Annotated in this window: 1 protein-coding gene; it reads right to left on the reverse strand. The window is 59.5% G+C overall.

Annotation, left to right across the window (positions count from 1 at the left end):
- On the reverse strand, positions 1-947 hold a 947-nt coding region (gene repC / locus O7A70_RS33845), incomplete at both ends, for a plasmid replication protein RepC (RefSeq protein WP_337144210.1).

Here is a 947-nt window from a genome sequence, read left to right on the forward strand (position 1 = left end):
GGCCTGGCAACCTCGGCGGCAGCCAGAAATTCGCGCCAGTTACGAATTCCGCCGCCGCCCTTCACCAGCCAGAGCATGTTCGGGCAGGCATCCAGCACGATTCCCAACGGCAGTTCGCGCCTCGGCAGGCTGCGCACGTTATCGGTTTCGGCAGCGCTGCCGCTCGCTTCTTCTCTATCTCCTAAGCCACTTTCAGATTCAGATTTAGAGTCTGGATTTGAATTCTGTATGTGGCGCTCGATATGAGACTCATTGGCGCTCATATTCTTTGTTTTTACGAATGATTCCAATGCCTCACGCACTTCAGCCCAGAGATCCTCGAGCTCGGCGGCGATCGCTTCGAGAGCTTGGCGGGGCGCTGTACGGGGAATCTGGCCGACGATGGCTCGATAGGTTTGCTGGACCCTGCCCCAATTTGCCGGAACGCCTTCTTCGATGCCGGCGTCTATCATCTTGACGATGTCGCGGCGGCATATGGTTAGCCGTTCCTTGACTACCCGATAGGCCTTCTTCTCGGCTCGGACGACTTCCGCCAGCTCCTTGAACTCCGCCGCGCGTGCCACGATCGGCGAGATGTCGAAGCCGTAGGCTTGCTCGATCTCGCCCCCCTGCCCTTTCCGGGCGTAGCGCTTGCCATTGGGGCTGTCCCTACGGATGATTAAGCCGCACTCCACCAGGACGGCCAGGTGCCGCCGTAGCGTCGCAGGTGGCATGCCATTGGCGCGCCCAATCAACTGCTCATTGGACGGCCAGACGATCAGCTCGCTATCACCATAGAGCGCGGTCTCCGGATGAAACGAAAGCAGGGCGTCAAGTATGGCCAGCGCGCGATCGGTGGCGCCCAAGGCGCCTCTGGCTTCCTTGATGTTCTGGAAGACATGCCATTTGTGAACCGTCAGGTCCGCCGGTATTGCCTTTGCGGCCACTTGGCTTGAAATCATGCCAAG

This window comes from Mesorhizobium sp. Cs1299R1N1 (assembly GCF_037179655.1).
Lineage (GTDB): Bacteria > Pseudomonadota > Alphaproteobacteria > Rhizobiales > Rhizobiaceae > Mesorhizobium > Mesorhizobium salmacidum.